Here is an 18,230-nt window from a genome sequence, read left to right on the forward strand (position 1 = left end):
TCAAATCTCCTTCGGTAGAAAACTCTACCTTGCCTTCTATAGACCGTTTTTACTTCGTTTTAGAAAGTTCCGTAAGCCATTTTTCGGTTTGGGCTTCAATAAAAACTTTGTCGGTGATGACCCATTTGGACATCAGAACATGCATTCCATTTTCAACGACTACCTTTTTGTTGAGAGGGCTTGGTGTTTTGTCCAAACCAAAATTTGTATATCCTTCTAACATTTTAGGAACACTGGCCGTTGGGTCTTGTTCTTTTTCAGATTTATAGTAGTACAGAAGTAAGGTGGGAGAAGTGACTTTACGAAAGACTTCAGGAACTGCCGCATAATTTCGTAAATCATTCACGCCAACGAGGGCTGAAAAATACTGCTCAGGATACCAGTAGTTATTTCTTTCTGGTAACACTTTGGGATTGTTATTGTGTGCGGAAGCTCTCACTTTTCCTTTCAATAAATGAATGAAGGTAAGTCCACCAGGATAGTTTAAAATATTCAAACTTCCATCAACAGGAGCATAGAAGGGGTTAGCAAGAACAAGGCCATCCACTTCTTCCGGGTATTCGGATGCAAGCCAAGTGGCAAGGAGTCCTCCCATAGAACTTCCAAACACAACCACCCGGTCCCCTTGGGATTGCATCATATACAATGCTTCTCTGGATGCATCCAAATAGTTGTTAAAATTTTGATCTCTTTGGTCTTCTTTGTTGGTTCCATGACCTGGTAGGCGAAGTAAGTAAGTATTGGCTTTAAACTTCTTTGCCAACTTTTCCATAACTTCTTCACCCTCTGCACGAGAAGCACCATATCCATGGATGTATAAAAATGCGAGGGGAGTTTTTTTACCAAAACTGATATAACGTTCTTCGTTACCCGGTCTGTGGTTCTTCCGTTTACTTTCTGTTAACTTCTCTTGAAAGTAAACTTCAAAATTCGCATAACTCAAGTTTGCTTTTGGTTCGTACTTCGGTCGTCCTGAGCACGAAACAAGGACAAAGGAAACGGTGATGAGGAGGACAGCCGACAGCTGTCGAAGGTTGTGGAATAAAGAACACGATTTAGCCATACAAATGGAAAATATAACATTGTATTTGCTTTCTTGTAAAGAGAGAAAAACCCTTGGCACAGGAAGGGTCGTACGAAAAAAGGTAGTAAATACCCATTCTCAGAAGGAACATCCCGGAATGTATAGCCAATTCACAGAGCAACAACTTGAAATCAGAGATTTAGTTCGTAACTTCGTAAGAAAAGAAATCCCACATGAAGTAGCATTGCACTGGGATGAGAAGAACCAACACCCAACGGAACTCATCAATAAAATGCGTTCGGAACTAGGAATTAATGGTCTTGTCATTCCGGAAGAATACGGTGGATGGGGTCTTGGTGCGATTGAACAGTGTTTAGCCATCGAGGAACTTTCTCGTGGATGTCTGGGAATTGCTCTCGGATTTGCTTACACTGGTCTTGGAATTCTTCCAATTCTTAAAGGTGCCACTCACGAACAAAAATTAAAATGGCTTCCTGAAATTGCGGACGGAAAGTTCGGAGTTTCTTTTTGTTTGTCTGAACCAGGTGCAGGTTCCGACGTTCCTGGTATGACCACTCGTGCTGAGAAAAAAGGCGACAAATGGATCATCAACGGAGCAAAACAATGGATCACTGGTGCTTCCGATGCACAGGCCTTTACTGTATTTGCTTATACTGATAAAAACCGCGGAACACGTGGTGTGTCTTGTTTCTACGTTCCGCGTAGTGCCAAAGGTCTTACTGTTGGTAAAAAAGAAGACAAACTCGGAATCCGTGCCTCTTCCACTCACCAAGTCATTTTTGAAGATTGTGAAGTTGGTGAAGACGCACTTGTCGGAAAAGAAAACCTAGGTTTCGTTTACGCTCTTCAAACATTGAACGCTTCTCGTCCCTTCGTAGCCGTTATGGGTGTGGGTGTGGCGCAAGCAGCACTAGATCACGCAGCACGTTACGCACGTGAAAGAGAACAGTTCGGAGTTAAAATCGGAACTTTCCAAGCAGTGCAACACATGTTAGCTGATATGTCTATTAAAGTAGAAACTGCAAGAGAAATCACTTACAAAGCAGCTCGTCTTTGTGATGCAAACGATCCTAACCTTCCAAAATACTCTGCAATTGCAAAAGCTTATGCATCTGAATGTGCGGTTCAGTGTGCTACTGACGCAGTTCAAATTTTTGGTGGATACGGATATACAAAAGAGTATCCTGTTGAGAAACTAATGAGAGATTCTAAAATTCTCACTATCTTCGAAGGAACAACTCAAATCCAAAAGAACGAAATTGCAGCTTACGTAATCAAAGAAGCAGCTTCTAAAAAAGACTAATTCGAATCTTCTAATACAAGAAGATCGAAAAGTTTTTAAGGAACCCTCTGGCAGTTTGTCAGGGGGTTTTTTATTTTATGTTTTGATCTATAAGAGAAATACGATTCGGAGAAATCCTTGGGATATCTACTTGGATGCATTCAAATCATTTTTTTAAATCTTAGAATCGTTTTAAAAATAATCTTTACATGCGAATAAAATTTCGTATTTTTTAAGAATGTTCAAACAGACATTGTCTCTCGCATTCGTTCTCTTTTTTACAATGAATTGTAAAGATACTAAAAAAGAAACGGACGTCACTTCGTTAGCTCTTCTTGCGTTACTTAACAGTTCGTCTTGTACTACTACATTTGGTGCGGGAGTGCCAGAGTGGATTCAAACTAGTTTCACTTGTGTTACCGTGTCAGTCAGCGGATCCAATTATGTATTTAAGTTTAATTCGGTTCCGACTTATAAGAGTATTTATTGGGGTTCTTCCAATGCGAATTACGAATCGACTATGTATGTGAACTCAGGGCAATCGAATTCGGCAAATCCCAATTTAATCAAATCTCAAAACTATACCTTAACGGTTCCAATAAATAATCAAAATACAGTAGCAACGACTTCCGGCTTCGGAATGATCGGTGTATCAACTAATGGAATTGCCATTTATAATGACCAAGCAGCTCCAGGTGATTCCCTCTCTACAGAATATTATACTTTCGATTCTGCGCAAGGTCACCCAACCAATACCGGCGCTTACCATTATCATGTGGAACCACCTAAAATTTCAAATAACGATAGTAAGTTGGTAGGTATTGCCAAAGACGGATATTTAATTTTTGGAAAAAAACATGATGCCATAACGGCAGGATTGACCACTGGGTTTACCTTAGGTGGTGCCAATAGTAGTACAAAGTGTACGGATGCTGGATCTAGTACATCTGTCCCAACCACTTGGGTAGGAGCCGCCAATTACAATACACTAAAAACTGGTGGATCGGCTCGCCATTATCATGTGAACAATGGGACTGAGGTAAATGGGATCCTCCTTTCAGGTCGACTCATTGGAGCTGGTGGGTCTGCGAATTAAAAAAACTTTATTAGTTTCATTAAACCTGTGAATCTCAACTCAGTTTGGTTAACAATGTTTTTAGTAACCGCTTTCCTTCAATGTGGGGCGGTGGTTATGGATCAGGACCCGGACCTCAGTCTTGGTTTAGAAAGTACCTACTACTATAAGGGAAAAAAGTTCACAGGCAAAATGAAATCAGTACATCCGAATGGAACCATTCGGATGACCTCTTTTTTGAATGGTCTCGAAGACGGTCCCATGGTAGACACCTATTCCAATGGCCAAATTGGCGCTGAGTATTTTTACAAACAAGGCAAACGAACAGGCACACATAGAGGTTGGTATGAAAACGGTAAACCCAGGTTTCATTATACCTACAATGAAGATGCAGCAGTGGATGATCATTGGGAATGGCATGAAGACGGTAAAGTGTATCGTTATGCTAAGTTTGAAAATGGAATCAATGTAGGGACTAAAGTTTGGCGCAAAGATGGTAAAATCTATTCAAACTATACTTATTCTCCTGAACGATTGTACGGTGTTGTAGGCTCTAAATTATGTTTCAAACTTAAAGGTGATGAAACAAATAAAAAAACAGTTATCAACCCATGAAAAATATTCGTTCTTCAATAATATTGATAAAATATGTTATTTTAATATTTTGTTTTTTCTCTTGTGGATGGTTTGGTCGTGAAGATGGTGAAAAAGATTCAAATTTAACTTTTTTTGCTACTCCCCAAAAAGATAGGTTACCGTATTTTCGCGGTCGTGATTTGGAGGCATTCTGGGCGGAAGGTAATCAGCTACCTGCAAACGTCCGTAAGGTGGATCCGTTTACGTTCCAAAACCAACTGAACCAAAATGTTGATGAATCACATTTCATGGGAAAGATTACGATTGTATCATTTTTCTTTGCAAAGTGTCATGGCCTATGTCCCAATATCATTCGTAATTTAAAATTTGTACAATCAGAAATTACTAAAAGACAAAACATTCAGATTGTTTCGTATTCTGTGACTCCCGATTTGGATAACCCCTTAGAATTAAAAAAGTTCGCAGAAGAAAAGGGAATATATTCTCAATATTGGAATTTATTAACAGGAGATAGAGAGAAAGTTTTTGACCTGGCACGTAACACGTTTCAGGCGGATACCAATACAGTAAACAAAAATCCGCAGAAAGACTTCGTTCATTCAGAACAAATTTTTCTAATCGGTCCAGACTTACGTTTTCGAGGAATCTATAATGGAAATAGATCTGAGTCTATAAAAACAATGCTTGAAGATATCAAACTGTTAACACAGGAATTAGCTACAAACAAAGAACAATCTCCAAGTAAAATTTAAGATTTTTGGGGGACATAGTGTAAGTCCTGTTATTTTAATTAGAAAACTTGAATGTAATATTTGTTCGGGCCACCCGGGCGGGCTACTCCGGAGTCCGCGTTCGCTTCCCCCTGGTTGGCTGAATCGCCAAACCAGGGTGCCTTCGGCATCCTTCGTATCCCTGGTGGTAAAACATCCAACTTTCAAATGTTAGATTTTCTTTTTTAATTAAAAAAAAGGCTGACTCTTTTTTCTTAGTCTGACAGAATCATACTTCTGATTTTTGAGGGGTAATGATTCGTTGTGAAAAAGAAAAAAAATGACAAAATAGAATCTGCTGCATCCTCCGTTAAGGGCCAGGGAAATAAACATGAGCTAATACTCCGTCAGATGGAATCTTTGGCAAAAATTGGTCACTGGGACGTAGACTTCGTAAACCAAACTCTCCATTGGTCGGAAGGAGTGTTTCATATTCTAGAAATGGACCCTTCTTCCATGCCAGTTGACTTAGAAACTGGATTTTTGTCTGTCCATCCGGACGACCGCGAACGTGCCATGTTACACATGAAAGAAGTGTTAGAGACGGGAATCGATTACGATTTAGAATGTAGACTCATCACAACTACAGGAAAAATCAAAACGATACGTTCCCTAGCGGATGTGATTCGGAATGAAAAAAATGAACCGGTGCAAATTGTAGGAATTTTCCAAGACATCACCGAACAAAGAGAAGCTTACCATACCTTAAAACAACAAGAGTTGCGACTCAGTTCCATCCTCCAATCAGAACCAGAATGCGTGAAGGTAGTTTCACCCGAGGGAATTCTTGTGGAGATGAATCCTGCTGGTTTGCAAATGATAGAGGCAAATAATCCGGAAGAAGCCTTGGGTCAAAAGGTGGAAGATTTAGTAAATCCGCTTGATTTAAAATTTTATCAATCCATCCACAATCGTGCTCTGCAAGGAATTAAGTCGAGTACAAGGTTTCGTATCATCGGTCTGAAAGGTACAGAACGATGGATGGAAAGTACCGCCGTTCCACTCGCAAACCAAACCGGAGAAATTACATCGGTTCTTAGTGTTACTCGCGATATTTCAGACAAAGTCATCAGTGAAGAAAAACTCATTCGCATCAAACGAAACCAAGAAGCCCTTATCAATGGAACTTCCGATTTGATTTGGTCTTTAGATTCTAAGTTCTGTTTGATTGCAGCCAATAAACCATTTTTGGATGTGATGGGATTTCTCCGCGGAGCGGCTGCTAAAGAAGGTGATTCTGTTCTTATCATGAGCCAAGGAGAAGCCTTCTATGAAAAATGGAAGGGCTATTATGAAAGGGGACTTTCTGGTGAGTGTTTCAAAACGTACGAAAGGTTCATTAGTCCCATCACCCAACTGGAAGAACATCGGGAGGTATTCTTCAATCCTATTAGAAATGCTGACGGGCAAATCACGGGCCTCGCCTGTTTTTCAAAAGACATCACAGATTTAATGGCAAAAAGAATGGAGCTTGTCGCAAGTGAAAAACGTTACCGAGCTCTTGTAGAAAATGGTGTCGATGTCATTGCTATTCTCAGCACCGAAGGGAAGGCCAAATACGTATCTCCATCAATCACCAAGGTATTAGGATATACGGAATCGGATGCAATGCACATGAACTTATTCGATTTTTTGCATCCAGATGACGTTCCTAAAATTATCAAACGATTGGAAGAGGTTCGTTCCATCCCTCAAGGGAATTCATTGCCGAGCCATAATTTTAGAATCAAACACCAAGATGGTTCTTGGAGGTGGGTGGAGTCTACCATCACCAATCTAATTGAGGACGAGAATATTGGTGGGATCGTTGATAACTTTCATGATGTGACAGAACGTGTTTTTCAAATTACAGCCATCCAGACACAAAACGAAAAACTAAAGGCCATTGCTTGGACCCAGTCCCATGTGGTCCGTAACCCATTGGCAAAAATTATGGGAATTGTCGATTTGATCAAAACGGGAGCGTTGTCGCTCGAAGAAGAACGGCAAAGTTTGGATCACCTCATCGAATCGGCTAAGGAATTGGACAGTATCATTCAGGACATTGTACTAAAATCCCAACGAGTCATAGTTCCTTGAATTAATTATTTATGACCGTCTAATTTATCTTGCTTCTTCTACTAAATAAGTTCTAATTCGTAGCCATGGTTTTCTCAACTTTTCTTTCAGACTTAATTCTTTCCTTAGTTTCCCTGGCAATGGCATATCGATTTGTCGGGAAGTCTTCCATTCCTTCTCGTTCCGCATTGTATGGCTTGGCTATCATTGGGATTTCTGCTGGGCTTGGTTCGATCCATTTTTTAGGGATCAACACCCTTGATTCCATCTATCGTTTTTTTGTGGGATTGTCTGGCTGTGTGGGAGTTCCCCTTCTCGGGTTGGCCTTCTTTCATTTTACTTTCCGTTCTCTTTCGGAAAAAACTTTTTTCCTATTCATTGCAGTAGCTTTTCTTCTCTACTTAGCGTTTTCTTATCTCTATCCACTAACTATTTATCCAACAGTCGTCGGTGGATTGTCTATGTTCATCATTCTCATTAGTTCCCTAGTTCGGTTTCCTAGGAAATCAAATGCAGCAGTGATGGGAATCATAGGATCCGTTTTGTTTATTGTGGCAGGTCTTGTGATCGGAACAAAAGGATCTACGGGACCCGTTCTGAACGTTGATATCTTTCATATCTTACTTGCCATTGCTAACTATTGTTTAGCCGAGGGAATCCGAAAATTAAGTTAGATCCAATGAAACAAACAGTCTCGTAAAAAAGGATAAAAACTTCCATCCAGAATCACTTTCTCTGGATGGATCCTTTGTCTAATAAAGACAAATGAATTCTACTTCGCCTTTATTTTCTCAGTTTACCTTACCTAACGGAACCACTCTACCCAATCGTCTCGTGAAAGCAGCGATGGAAGAAAATCTTTCCAATGCTCATTTAGAACCAGACCAAGCTCTTTGGAATTTATATGAATCCTGGGCACATGGTGGTGTAGGAACAATGATTACAGGAAACGTAATGGTGGATCACAGGGCCATGACTGGACCTGGCGGTGTGGTTTTGGAGGAAGGTTCTTCGCTTGATGGATTTCGTCAATGGTCATCCAAATCAAAAGTCTCGGGAGGAAAGATTATTATGCAGATCAATCACCCCGGTAGACAAATTTTAGCAAAGTTAGGTGGCGAAGTTTGGGCCCCTTCTGCGGTACCGGTCGACATCGGAAATTTATCCAAACTTCTGGGAAAACCAAAAGCAATGACAGAACAAGAAATCTTAGAAACAATACAGAGATTTGCAAAGACTTCGCAGTTGGCTGAGGAGTCTGGTTTTGATGGAGTAGAAATTCATGCGGCCCATGGTTATCTAATCAGTCAGTTTTTATCTCCCATTGCCAATAGGAGAAATGATTTGTGGGGAGGGAGTTTAGAAAATAGATCTAGATTTTTGGTAGAAGTGATTCTCTCTGTTCGGAAAGCTGTAAAACCCGGTTTCATTGTCGCAGTGAAATTGAACTCAGCAGATTTTCAGAAAGGTGGTTTTCAATTTCAAGATGCAAAAGAAGTAATTTCCAAAATACAAACGTTAGGTGTCGATTTTATAGAATTGTCTGGTGGTAATTATGAAGCGCCCGCTATGCAAGGTGAATCTCGTGATGGTTCTACAATAGCAAGAGAAGCATACTTTTTAGAATTTGCAAGTGAAGTAGCAAAGACAGCAACAGTACCTATTCTTGTGACAGGAGGGATTCGAAGAAAACAAATTGCGGAATCTGTTTTGGAATCTGGAGTTCCCCTAGTAGGAATTGCAACAGCTTTGGCACTCAATCCCAATCTTCCCAATGATTGGAAAGAGAATAAACAAATTGATAGAGTGTTACCGGATCCTGGGTGGAAATCAAAAACTTTAAAAGGTTTGGCTAATATGGCCATGGTTCGTTACCAATTGAATCGTTTGTCGCAAGGCAAACTTCCAACAGTGAATGTTTCCCCCATCATGCGACTTCTTTTGGATCAATTTCGTTTATCAAAATTGACCAAAAGATACCAGGGTTGGATCCAAAACCTTCCTCATTGAGAAAGGTTTTTATTTCCTTTATAGAACTTGTTTCGAAATCCTATGGCAAACTTAACAAGTAGAATGAGGGCCGGCACTTCAATGAGTGGACCAATCACACCAACAAAAGCAACTCCACTTTGAATTCCAAAGACACCGATGGCTACGGCAATCGCCAATTCAAAGTTATTACCTGTGGCCGTAAAACTGACGGCTGCATTTTTTGAATAATCCACTCCCAATTTGTATCCAATCCAAAGGCTTATAAAAAACATAATTCCGAAATATAAAAGGAGAGGGATGGCTACACGAGCCACATCATCCGTTAATTCCAAAATCATTCCACCCTTCAAACTAAACATAACGATGATGGTAAATAAAAGGGCAGAGAGGGTTAAGGGTGAAATTTTGGGAAGAAATTTTGTTTCATAAAACTCTTTGGCACCAAACTTTTCAAACCCATACCGAGAAAGAAAACCTAAGAAAAAAGGAATTCCCAAATAAATCCCTACAGTTTCTGCAATATCTGAAATCTGAATCGAAACTTCTGTTCCAGCCAAACCAAAATAAGGTGGAAAAATTGTTATGAATAAATAGGCATAAAAACTATAAAAGAAAACTTGAAAGATGCTATTCAGGGCCACAAGTGCTGCCCCGTATTCTCTATCTCCCTCTGCCAAATCATTCCAAACAATCACCATAGCAATACAACGTGCCAGGCCAATCAGTATCAGTCCTGTTCTGTACTCTGGTTCGTTGGCAAGAAAGGTAATCGCAAAAAAAAACATAAGGATAGGACCAACAATCCAATTGAGAACCAGGGAAAGTGTAAGTAACTTTCCATCTTTAAATACCTTTCCCATTTCTTTATATTTCACTTTGGCAAGTGGTGGATACATCATGAGTATCAGTCCGATGGCCAAAGGAATATTGGTGGTTCCGATCGAAAGAGAAGAAAATTCAGAAACAACTGATGGTAAAAATTTTCCAATGAGTAACCCAATGGCCATAGCCCCAAAGATCCAGAGGGTTAAAAATTTATCTAAAAAAGAAAGTTGTTTCATTTAACAACATCCCGCGGGTTCATCTGCGTTTTTTGTTTTGCATTCTGTTTTTCCATCTTTTAATTGAATGAGAAGAGAGTTTTCTGTTGGTTTCATTTCCGATACAAAGTATTGTCTCATGGCCGTATCTTCGTTTCCAAATTCAATTCGTAAGGTGGCATCTTTTGGTATATCTATGGAAGATGTCACTTTTTTTAGAATGGAGTTTACTTTTGAGAGTGTCATAGACTCGGTATCTTTTTCTACTTTCGGTTCTAACACTTGTAAAATGATTTCCGACCAAGAATCGGTTTTTCCACCGCAATCCACGGATTGGATGTTCGCGAGTTTAAATTCTGTAATATGGTAATTGGGAAATATGGTTTGGTTTTTACCATATTCAAATTTCAAATGAAGTTCTGGAAATAAATCCAAGTTGGTTTTAAAGTCGTTCCATGTTAGTGTTTTCATTTTATCCTCTTTTATAGTTCATTCATTACAAAGTTTTCGCAGTAATTTCGAATCTCTTCTCTTGTTTCTGCGAATGCTTTTTTTATTTCTTCTTCTGATCCAACCTTTTTGGATGGGTCAGTAAAGTTATGGTGGAATCGTTTCGCATTTGTTGGGAAATAGGGACAGTTTTCTTTTGCGTGATCGCAAACTGTAATCAGAAAATCAAACTGGATATCTTTGTATTCATTAATATGATTGGAGGTGTGATGAGAAATATCAATGCCTGCTTCTTTCATTGTCGCTATGGCTTTCGGATTCACACCATGAGTTTCGATTCCCGCACTATAAACACTGGCTTTGTCTTTTGCAAAAAATCGCATCCAACCTTCGGCGATTTGGCTTCTACAACTATTCCCGGTGCACAGGATTAAAATATTTTTTGGATTACTCACAACAGCTCCCCGTTTTCTTAGTTTTAAATTTTTGAATGAATTCAATATGTTCCGCAAATTCGTTATAGGCCTTGGAAAAATTTTCCCAATGAATACAATAACAAGAGGATGTTCCTTCCACCTCGCCCTTTACAAGCCCTCCCTCTTTTAATTCCTTTAAGTGTTGTGAAACGGTGGACTGGGCCAGCGGTAGGATCTCTACGATCTCTCCACAAACACACGTTTGTCGACTCGCCAATACTTCTAAAATGGCAAGCCTTGCGGGGTGGGAGAGTAGTTTGGTAAAAGAAGCAATCCTTTGGACATTCTCCGGAAATTCTGTTTTTTTATTCTGGGCCATAGTTTATCGTAAATATACGATAAACGGATTCGACCAACTTCCGTCAAGGGGAAATTGGGATTTTTTGAATTTGGGTTTTAAACTTTTTTTGGTTCTTAAAAAGGAAGTGTCTGGTTAGAGTCCAGAGCTATCAGGAATGACCACAGGTTCATCGGAAGTAGGGGTATCCGGTTTGACATCGGCTGGAGTGTATCCGTTGTCATTTGCTTGCGGTTTGGTGCGGTTGTCCCAGTCGCCTGGATTTGGCTTTTTGTTTCCCTCGACAGAAAACAACCATCCATCGTCTTGTTTGTTTCTTGCTCCTTGTTCATGAGGGTAGGAGTCAATGGGTCTGATCGTAATCGATACGTATTGGATGATTCGTTCATCTTTTACTGGGTCAAGATACGCCAAACTGTCGTTACGCCATCTGTTTTTGGTTCGAGTATCCCGGCGAAAACTTTTCATTACTAAATCTAGATCTTTGGAATACTTTGCAAAGTAAGCCCGCGGTGTTTTTGCCTGAATTACATAATACAATCCACCTTTTCGATGAAACAAAAATCGGTTGGAAACCAACTGTTTGTGTTCAGTATAGTGTAACACAACAAAGACGGACTCATCAAAACCAGCGACTTCATTCTCTAATAACTTTTCACGAACCAGTTTTAAGTCAGGGTATTTCGTTAAAAAAGTATCCACAGTTTCTTCAATGAACCGGTCGATATCGTAATCTTTGGTCCTTCGAGCGACATCAATTTGCAGGACGGCTTCTCTGTTGGTTTTGGAAAATTGGATACGGACTGTATCCGGATGGCGTAAAACAGACTTTGCCCAACCTCTTGGATATTCAAATGCAAAACTTAAAGAATCTTCGATCCAGGTTGCTGCATCCAAATGAGAAAGAGTAAGACATAATAAAACAAGTAGGCAAAGTCGCTTTTTCATACTTAGAATATCGGCCCCCAGTACCTTCATTATTGATAGTCAGTGAGTCCTTTTCGTAAATCTCGTTCTGGAAAAATTCCCAAATTTTCAAAAGACTGGGAATCATAAATGGCCACTGATTCTAATAAAGGTTGGAGAGGGGAGCCATGGAAAGGTTTTCTTTTTAAGTAAGACAGAAGGCGGAAGACCAATTCCACAATTTTTGACCAAAATCCACCCACAGGAATGGGGAAAAGGAATCTTCCTGCGATCCCAAGCTCCTGAAAGGTCTGCACTACTTGGTTTACAGTCACGAATTCGGGGTGCGAAAATACATACACAGGTTTTGGTGGTTTCCCATTTAATGTTTGTTTGGTCCAAGTCACTAAGGTTTTGGTGGCATCCTCAATATGAAGGAGGGATTTTTTGCGATGGGAAGAAATGTACGGATAGACCCCTCGTTTTGTGAGGGAACGTAGTTTTGATATAAAACTTTTTGTTCCTTTGCCGTAGATACTCGCCATTCGAAATAAAGAGTAAGCCTTCCCTGAATTTAATACATAATCTTCTGCCAATGCTTTTGTTTTGGCATAAATGGTGGTTCCAAATCTTTCACTATCGATGTTTAAATTGATTTCTTTGGATCCATATACAGAAACAGAACTTACAAATCCGAAATGGGGAACATTCTTTGTTTTTGCAAATTCTACTAATAGTTTTGTAGAATTAACATTGATTTGGTGGTAAACTTCTTCTGTGACTTTGACTCCTGAAACTACCGCAGCTAAATGTAGGATCAAATCGATGGATTCCGGAATTAAAAATTCTTCAACTGTGTGTATGGAGGCGAGATCTCTTTCGTAAAATTTAAAATTTTTATGGAAGCGAATGGAATCGGGAAAACTCGCATAGTTTTTACCGATGGCAATGATCTTATAATCTTCAATCAAACCAAACAATAATTTTTTCCCAAGAACCCCGCTTCCTCCTGTGATGAGTATTGTCTTTGTCATACAATAAATACCATTTGAAACCAGCCCACCATAGCACCAAGCGCGGCACCTACTAAAATTAATAACAATTCATCTTCTTGAAACGCAGATCGTAAAATTGATTCAAATTCTTTGGGAGGAAGGGCGGACATTCTGTCCCCCATCATCTTTTCTATCTCCAAGGCCTCACCTAAATACTCTTCTAAATGAAACGATTTTTCCACAGCATTGTCAGCCATAGCTACGGCGATCCTTTCTTTGGCAGCATCAAACTCTTCGATTTTTCCAGAAGCATAAAGCGCCGGTTTGGCGAGAAAAGTGATGGTGTCCACATGTTGGATCACTTCTTTTCGAATGATCGAGATGATGTCATTAGATGCCTTGCCAAAAATAAGTTCGGATAAAATGTTTTTTGGCGTTAAGATTTTTTCGCTTACCAGTTTTGCATAGAGTCTCGAAACTTCCGATTGTCTTTTTAAAAACAAACCTTGGTAGGTAAAAATTCCAAAAAACTTTTTGGGAAGTAGGGGCCGAAAGATCATTTCTAATGCGAGGTAGTTCGTGAGGTATCCGACAATCACACCTTGGATGGGAAGAGTCCAAACCAAAGGAAAATAAATCATAAAAACCATTTGGACAAGACCAAGTAAAAATCCAAAATAAAAACCAGACCTTTCAATGAATCGAAACTCGGGAGCCCCCACCTCTTTAAAAAGTTCTACCACAAGGCCTACATTATTGCCGGAAAGTTTTTTTAATACTAAGGCCTTTACATCAAATAAAGAATCGATATCTCTCTGGAGTTTTCGAATCACCTTTCGGATAGTAACACCACTTTCTCTTTTGACCTTATGGTAGATTTCTTCCCGCACCACTTCGGGAATCATATCCCAAAGTTTGGGATCGAGAGTGTCAGAAAACTCTCTCATCGTATAGCGAATGCTAGACTCTAGGGCCGGTAAAAAAACCAATTCTGCTTTTTTAGGATCTACTTTTAAAAAAACTTCTCTGATATTGAGAAGGCGCTCCGTAATGACATCTACGGACTTACTGGCCATTTTATGTGCCTTTCTAGGAATGATTCCTTGCCAGCCCAAATACGGTGGGATTCCTACAAACTGGATCGGATAAAAGGTCATCTTGAGGGCAAGCCAGTTTGTTACCCAACCCACAAATCCGTAGGTAAAGGGAATCATCAGGAGTTTCCACTGTTCTTGTGTGATCCAATTCTCCCACATATTCCGCTTTGAGTAAGCTTAAAAAGTAGGAGCCAGGGCAATACAAATTCGCCTCCAGGTGCTATTTTTCCCTAATATCGGTAAGATTTGTTTATTTTTTGCCGATAGCCCTAAAAAAGATTTGATTTGTGTACGGAAACGAACTACAAATGGTACACTTCGGAGGCACTTAGGTATTTCCTGAAGGGTATTTGAAAAACTGTGGTTCGGCCACAAAGCGAATTTTGATTAGAGGGTAAGGCTATGCGCGTTCGAGGAATCTTCACCATTCTCGTTCTCATTTCTTTGGTTTTTGTAGGCTGTTCTAAGAAGAAGAAATCGATGCCATTCTGGTTCCTTTTGGGTTCTGGTGGTGCGGTAGCTGATTCCAGCGGTGGTCTCGACACTCCTCCCGACTCTAATGGTGTTCCCCTTCCTACTCCTGGTGATTCTGTTGCTGTCACAGATCCCGATGAGGTTCCAGGTAACAACTCCGAACAAGAAGTATCTAACCATGGACCTGCTCGTGTGGTTGGAACCATCGTTCCTGTGATTTCAGGTGTTCCGGCAAATGTTGTTTGCGGAAGTCCTGGTGCTCCTCAGTCTCCCGCTTGTATTGATCTTACTTTAATCTCTGTTAGGATTGAGGTGGCGAACGGAGAAACAAACACTCTTGTTGCCACAACCAATGCAGAATCCAACGGAAAATTCCAATTTGATTTAACTGACCTTCCCAATAATAATTATCGTGTATTGATTAATACAGGATATGGACTCAATTATACATACCAAGATTTTTCTTTCGTTTTTGACCCTACACAAAATCCGTATACCCTAGTCAATGTGGGAAATCTTCTCGCGGAACGTTTGTACTACGGTCAAGGTCCGGCCCAGTTTACAGGCATTGTCACAAGTCCTGGGTTTTCTGGGGGCGGCGTAACTGTGTCTCCTGGGCCCCCATTGCTGGAATTACTGTTTCTATCCTGGATGCCAACGGAAACACAGTAGGAACCGGAGTGACAAATGCCAACGGATCCTATATCATTTCTATCAATCCCTTACCTAACGGAAATTATACTGTGGTGTATTCCGGAGATTCTGTCGAAGTATCTGGCCAACCTTTTGCCAATACAACGGAATTCATTCATTTTACCTTTCCTGGAACTAATCCCAATACTGTGACACAAGTGGATTTGGGAGAAACGAGTCTTCCTTGGATGGCGGCAACGGAAAGTGATCTCCACCTAACTGGAAACATCCTTAATGGTGCCATTCCTTCCGATTCCACCACTGTCTTTACAATCAAACTAAAGAACGAACAAGGTGCTGTTTTACAAACTACTCAAATTACGGGGAACGGAATTTTTGCCATTGAAGGAAGTTATCTTAGCAATGGCGTGTACTACCTAGAAGTATCAAACCCAGTATTTTATACGGTTTCTAGATCCTTTTTGTTTACAGCTTCTCCTACTGGGGGAACCAAAAATGTAGCTCTGACTGATCCGATCTACATCGTGGCAAAACCTTCTTTTGTCACCGGCTTTGTAAAAGATTCTAGTGGAAACCATGTGGCAGGAACTGTAATCAACGTAAGGCCTTCGGCAAACCAAGCCCCATCTCGCCTTCTGTATTTAAAAGAGGATCCTGCTCTTGGAAATGCCATCAAACTTTGGATTGTCGAAGCACTGAGTGCAGTCGCCGGAACCAATTGTTCTTTAAACCAAGTAGGTTCTATTTGTTCTTGTGCAGTAAATCCAACTGCTTCTTGTTTGGCGGTTGTGCAAGGCTCCGGCCCTTGGGCCTACCAAACGTATGGAAATAAACTTTATGAAGTAAATCCAACAACTAAGGAAGTTTCGTTTCTCGGAGCAAGTGGTCTCTGGGCTTATTATATTTCGGCTCCTGGATTTGAAAATTATTGTGGATCCAATCCCTCTCCTTGTTCTTCCAATCCATTACAGGTGAGTTTGAATGGAGGTAACTTCAATGCAGGAACCATTTCTCTGACCTCGATTGCCACTCGTTCTCAAATCCTTGGAACCATTTCCATTCGGGATACAGCGCCCACAGCAAGTGCCGTCCATACAAACCAATCTGGGCTGTTTGTTGTATTGCTTGGAAACACATCTCAGGACGGATCAGGTCTTGCTCACATCACTACTACTTCTGCTGGCCAGTTTAGTTTCGGTGGCAGCTCCTATGTGGTGAGTTTGCCTGCGATTCTTCCTGTTCCTTTTAGCAATGATGAAGCAGGCCGTGTGGGTTATGCTTTGTACCAATTAGGTTCTGGCCTTGCGACAACTCTTTCGCAAACACCGAGTGTGGCACGTGCGAATGATAACACAGCTTCCATTGATATCACCAATGGAGACGAATACAATTTCCGCCAAAGTTCCTACCAACTCATTGTTGTGGATCGAGTCGCTCCGGTTTACCAATCCAGTTATTTATCTTCGGCTAGTTTGCGTGTAGACACTTCCTCTGTTGCTACGAACCAATATGCATCTAGTCCTGCAGTGTTTACTGTGAATGGAGTGGTAATGCACAGTCCAAGAGCTACTGTGACTGGCGTTGTCACCGATGCAGTCTCCACTCAAAATGTAAGTGGTGCCACCGTGACTCTCGGCCGATTGGTGGGAGGAAATTTTACAGCAGATGTACATAGGGACTGTTCGGGAGGATTTGATTCTCCGAATTGTGCTGTTTCGCCTGCAAGGACTTCTGGTTCCGATCAAGTAGTGGGCTCTGTGACTTCACAATCAAACGGAAGTTATAGTTTCCCATTCCTTTCCCCTGGTTCTTACCAACTGCGTGTGGAAAAAAATGGAATCACTACCTACTTCCCAGTAGAAGTAGGAACTGGTGGCGGAACGGTTGTGGTAAACACTCCTATCATTACAAACGATGGTCGTGGCCATCTATCAGGATCAGTGCGAACACCTGGCGGTTTTTCTTTCCTCGGAACTTATTCTTTAGAGATTGTAGATCCGAACGGTGGGACGTTACGTCCATCAGCAGGCGTACAACCAGCATCCATTGCGACCGGAGCCACAATCTTTTCCAATGCAAGCCAATACACGATCTTTAATATCAATGCGGGTCGTTGGAAGGTTCGTTTTGTTTCTGCCGGATACCAATCGGTGGAAGGAATTGTGGATATCCAAGCCGATGTCACCACTAACTTTGATATCATTACCTTTGTGCCTGGAAGCCAAACCAGTGGATCCATTTCGGGAAGGGCATTGTCCGCTTTATACAACACTGGAGTTTGTAACCTAACGGCTCGCATTCGACCAGGTGTGAATGTGAAGTCTGGCCCTTATGCGATCGATGCCAATGGTGTGACGATAACTTCTGTTAAAACTTCTACTGACGGTTCTTATGTGATTCCATCAGTTCCGCCAGGTAACTATACTTTAGAAGTATCAGGTGCAGGAAAAAGAGGGGATTGTACTTCGGTGTCTGAGAACTACTCCACAACGTATAGAACGGTTGTCTCTGCAGGTTCCGAAACTCCGGCAAACCAAAACATTCTTGTGACTCCAATCCTCCCTGACAATGAAATGCGAGTGGTGCTTTCTTGGGGCGCCAAACCTCGTGATTTGGATTCCCATCTACAGTATGGAAATTCTGCAAATGATCGCATTGTTTGGAATAATAAAACTCCACTTGGTGCGGGAAATGGAAGTTTGGATTATGACATCACAACGGGATATGGTCCAGAAACCATCTCTCTCCAAGGATCTGTTTGGAACCAACCCAATCGTTATTACAGTATTTACAATTGGTCTGGGGAAGCGCTTATGGGGATCTCAGGGGCCAATGTTCGGATCTTTAAAGGAAGTGTGGGAGAAGTGAGAAACTATTCCATTGCGCCAAACCATTCCAATCGTTGGTGGAAAATCTTCTGTATCGCACAAGATAAGTCCATTTCAGATGTGGGAACGGCTGGTTGCACGGCTTCCAACTTTATTGAAAGATCGATGTATTCTCGTTGAGAATAGAAAAGAA

At 40.9% G+C, this 18,230-nt stretch carries 17 protein-coding genes; 9 read left to right on the plus strand and 8 right to left on the minus strand.

The genetic code is table 11. The features are described from left to right. Positions 1–49 precede the first annotated feature (49 nt). Positions 50–1,123: an alpha/beta hydrolase gene (locus LEP1GSC195_RS17125; RefSeq protein ID WP_040506924.1), complete on the minus strand. Its 1,074-nt coding sequence runs from the start codon at positions 1,121–1,123 to the stop codon at positions 50–52. 58 nt (positions 1,124–1,181) lie between these two features. On the opposite strand from LEP1GSC195_RS17125, the gene LEP1GSC195_RS17130 reads away from it, so the two are divergent. The 7 genes from LEP1GSC195_RS17130 to LEP1GSC195_RS17160 all read left to right on the plus strand — a co-directional run bounded on the left by LEP1GSC195_RS17130 (position 1,182) and on the right by LEP1GSC195_RS17160 (position 8,837). Further along, on the plus strand, positions 1,182–2,348 hold the full coding sequence (locus LEP1GSC195_RS17130; protein WP_015681564.1) for an acyl-CoA dehydrogenase family protein: 1,167 nt from the start codon (positions 1,182–1,184) through the stop codon (positions 2,346–2,348). A 217-nt stretch (positions 2,349–2,565) separates the two neighbouring features. Next, on the plus strand, positions 2,566–3,423 hold the full coding sequence (locus LEP1GSC195_RS17135; protein ID WP_040506926.1) for a YHYH protein: 858 nt from the start codon (positions 2,566–2,568) through the stop codon (positions 3,421–3,423). A 96-nt stretch (positions 3,424–3,519) separates the two neighbouring features. Continuing rightward, the gene (locus tag LEP1GSC195_RS17140; RefSeq protein ID WP_040507212.1) at positions 3,520–4,017 is read left to right on the plus strand and encodes a toxin-antitoxin system YwqK family antitoxin; all 498 of its coding nucleotides are present in this window, start codon (positions 3,520–3,522) and stop codon (positions 4,015–4,017) included. After that, a complete protein-coding gene (locus tag LEP1GSC195_RS17145) occupies positions 4,014–4,751 on the plus strand; it encodes an SCO family protein (RefSeq protein ID WP_015682759.1) in 738 nt (245 codons plus the stop codon). The genes LEP1GSC195_RS17140 and LEP1GSC195_RS17145 overlap by 4 nt, the downstream gene beginning before the upstream one ends. A gap of 282 nt (positions 4,752–5,033) precedes the next feature. Next, complete coding sequence (locus LEP1GSC195_RS17150; protein WP_015680573.1) at positions 5,034–6,848, plus strand: PAS domain S-box protein; 1,815 nt, start codon at positions 5,034–5,036, stop codon at positions 6,846–6,848. Positions 6,849–6,913: 65 nt separating this feature from the next. Then, positions 6,914–7,501, plus strand: a complete 588-nt coding sequence (locus tag LEP1GSC195_RS17155) for a DUF6962 family protein (RefSeq protein ID WP_040506928.1) — start codon at positions 6,914–6,916, stop codon at positions 7,499–7,501. 91 nt (positions 7,502–7,592) lie between these two features. Next, complete coding sequence (locus tag LEP1GSC195_RS17160; protein WP_015682577.1) at positions 7,593–8,837, plus strand: NADH:flavin oxidoreductase/NADH oxidase family protein; 1,245 nt, start codon at positions 7,593–7,595, stop codon at positions 8,835–8,837. Here LEP1GSC195_RS17160 and arsB read toward each other — a convergent pair. The 7 genes from arsB to LEP1GSC195_RS17195 all read right to left on the minus strand — a co-directional run bounded on the left by arsB (position 8,831) and on the right by LEP1GSC195_RS17195 (position 14,198). Continuing rightward, positions 8,831–9,880, minus strand: a complete 1,050-nt coding sequence (arsB, locus tag LEP1GSC195_RS17165) for an ACR3 family arsenite efflux transporter (RefSeq protein WP_015681175.1) — start codon at positions 9,878–9,880, stop codon at positions 8,831–8,833. The two genes, LEP1GSC195_RS17160 and arsB, sit on opposite strands and share 7 nt — an antisense overlap. Beyond that, entirely contained in the window at positions 9,881–10,330 is a 450-nt protein-coding gene (locus tag LEP1GSC195_RS17170) for a DUF6428 family protein (RefSeq protein ID WP_015681220.1), read from the minus strand. A gap of 11 nt (positions 10,331–10,341) precedes the next feature. Continuing rightward, positions 10,342–10,764 (minus strand): arsenate reductase ArsC, encoded by a 423-nt coding sequence (locus LEP1GSC195_RS17175; RefSeq protein WP_040506930.1) that lies wholly within the window; start codon positions 10,762–10,764, stop codon positions 10,342–10,344. Then, positions 10,757–11,104: an ArsR/SmtB family transcription factor gene (locus tag LEP1GSC195_RS17180; RefSeq protein WP_040506933.1), complete on the minus strand. Its 348-nt coding sequence runs from the start codon at positions 11,102–11,104 to the stop codon at positions 10,757–10,759. The genes LEP1GSC195_RS17175 and LEP1GSC195_RS17180 overlap by 8 nt, the downstream gene beginning before the upstream one ends. A 114-nt stretch (positions 11,105–11,218) precedes the next feature. Further along, complete coding sequence (locus LEP1GSC195_RS17185) at positions 11,219–12,031, minus strand: hypothetical protein (protein ID WP_015681251.1); 813 nt, start codon at positions 12,029–12,031, stop codon at positions 11,219–11,221. A gap of 29 nt (positions 12,032–12,060) precedes the next feature. Next, on the minus strand, positions 12,061–13,023 hold the full coding sequence (locus tag LEP1GSC195_RS17190) for an NAD-dependent epimerase/dehydratase family protein (protein WP_015682335.1): 963 nt from the start codon (positions 13,021–13,023) through the stop codon (positions 12,061–12,063). Beyond that, the gene (locus tag LEP1GSC195_RS17195) at positions 13,020–14,198 is read right to left on the minus strand and encodes a DUF445 domain-containing protein (protein ID WP_015681751.1); all 1,179 of its coding nucleotides are present in this window, start codon (positions 14,196–14,198) and stop codon (positions 13,020–13,022) included. Before LEP1GSC195_RS17195 ends, LEP1GSC195_RS17190 begins: the two co-directional genes overlap by 4 nt. A 285-nt stretch (positions 14,199–14,483) precedes the next feature. Here LEP1GSC195_RS17195 and LEP1GSC195_RS20065 point away from each other — a divergent pair, with 285 nt between their 5' ends. Together LEP1GSC195_RS20065 and LEP1GSC195_RS17200 are read left to right on the plus strand one after the other, a co-directional pair. Further along, a complete protein-coding gene (locus tag LEP1GSC195_RS20065) occupies positions 14,484–15,227 on the plus strand; it encodes a hypothetical protein (RefSeq protein WP_015681617.1) in 744 nt (247 codons plus the stop codon). An 8-nt stretch (positions 15,228–15,235) separates the two neighbouring features. Then, positions 15,236–18,217, plus strand: a complete 2,982-nt coding sequence (locus LEP1GSC195_RS17200) for a hypothetical protein (protein ID WP_015681022.1) — start codon at positions 15,236–15,238, stop codon at positions 18,215–18,217. The last annotated feature ends 13 nt before the right edge of the window (positions 18,218–18,230 follow it).

The organism is Leptospira wolbachii serovar Codice str. CDC (genome assembly GCF_000332515.2).
In the GTDB taxonomy this organism is placed as follows: Bacteria; Spirochaetota; Leptospiria; order Leptospirales; family Leptospiraceae; genus Leptospira_A; species Leptospira_A wolbachii.